Here is a 1674-nt window from a genome sequence, read left to right as displayed (position 1 = left end):
CCCGAAGCCGATGGCCCAACCCGCAAGGGAGGGAGTCGTCGAAGGTGGGACTGGCGATTGGGACGAAGTCGTAACAAGGTAGCCGTACCGGAAGGTGCGGCTGGATCACCTCCTTTCTAAGGAGCATTCTGGCTGCGAAAGCGGTCCAGGGCCATTACGCCGGCATCTGTTCGGCGGTGGTTGCTCATGGGTGGAACGTTGACTATTCGGCACGGTTTGTTTGTTCTGTCAGTACTGCTTCGGCGTGGAAATCAGAACGAGTTGACCGTACCGGGCACGCTGTTGGGTCCTGAGGGAACGAAAGTCCCCTCTCGACGCCGGCCTCATGAACCTTCGAGTTGATCGAAGCGGAGTGGGGGAGGGTTCGTTGCTTGAGAACTACATAGTGGACGCGAGCATCTGTAAGGCAAGTTTTTAAGGGCGCACGGTGGATGCCTTGGCACCAGGAACCGATGAAGGACGCGAGAGGCCGCGATAGGCCCCGGGGAGCTGTCAACTGAGCTGTGATCCGGGGGTGTCCGAATGGGGAAACCCGGCAGTCGTCATGGGCTGTCACCCATACCTGAACACATAGGGTATGTGGAGGGAACGCGGGGAAGTGAAACATCTCAGTACCCGCAGGAAGAGAAAACAACCGTGATTCCGGGAGTAGTGGCGAGCGAAACCGGATGAGGCCAAACCGTATGCGTGTGATACCCGGCAGGGGTTGCGTATGCGGGGTTGTGGGATCGCACTTCAGCAGTCTGCCGACTGTTGGGCGAGTCAGAAACCGTATGGATAGGCGAAGGACATGCGAAAGGTCCGGCGTAGAGGGTAAGACCCCCGTAGCTGAAATCTGTACGGCTTGCTTGTGCGACACCCAAGTAGCACGGGGCCCGAGAAATCCCGTGTGAATCTGGCGGGACCACCCGCTAAGCCTAAATATTCCCTGGTGACCGATAGCGGATAGTACCGTGAGGGAATGGTGAAAAGTACCGCGGGAGCGGAGTGAAATAGTACCTGAAACCGTGTGCCTACAAGCCGTGGGAGCGTCGCTGTGCATGCTTGCATGCACAGTCGTGACTGCGTGCCTTTTGAAGAATGAGCCTGCGAGTTTGCGGTGTGTGGCGAGGTTAACCCGTGTGGGGTAGCCGTAGCGAAAGCGAGTCCGAATAGGGCGAATGAGTCGCGCGCCCAAGACCCGAAGCGGAGTGATCTAGCCATGGGCAGGTTGAAGCGGAGGTAAGACTTCGTGGAGGACCGAACCCACCAGGGTTGAAAACCTGGGGGATGACCTGTGGTTAGGGGTGAAAGGCCAATCAAACTCCGTGATAGCTGGTTCTCCCCGAAATGCATTTAGGTGCAGCGTCGCGTGTTTCTTGCCGGAGGTAGAGCACTGGATAGGCGATGGGCCCTACCGGGTTACTGACCTTAGCCAAACTCCGAATGCCGGTAAGTGAGAGCGCGGCAGTGAGACTGTGGGGGATAAGCTCCATGGTCGAGAGGGAAACAGCCCAGAGCATCGACTAAGGCCCCTAAGCGTACGCTAAGTGGGAAAGGATGTGGAGTCGCAGAGACAACCAGGAGGTTGGCTTAGAAGCAGCCATCCTTGAAAGAGTGCGTAATAGCTCACTGGTCAAGTGATTCCGCGCCGACAATGTAGCGGGGCTCAAGCGTACCGCCGAAGTCGTGTCA

Annotated in this window: 2 rRNA genes; both read left to right on the top strand. The window is 57.6% G+C overall.

What is annotated here, in order from left to right:
• Positions 1-116: ribosomal RNA gene (locus O3W51_RS47915) — 16S ribosomal RNA — on the top strand; the annotation flags it as partial.
• A gap of 288 nt (positions 117-404) precedes the next feature.
• Positions 405-1674: ribosomal RNA gene (locus tag O3W51_RS47910) — 23S ribosomal RNA — on the top strand; the annotation flags it as partial.

Origin of the sequence: Streptomyces sp. H39-C1, assembly GCF_027158125.1 — a bacterium.
In the GTDB taxonomy this organism is placed as follows: domain Bacteria; phylum Actinomycetota; class Actinomycetes; order Streptomycetales; family Streptomycetaceae; genus Actinacidiphila; species Actinacidiphila fildesensis.
This window is presented reverse-complemented; position numbering and strand designations above follow the sequence as displayed.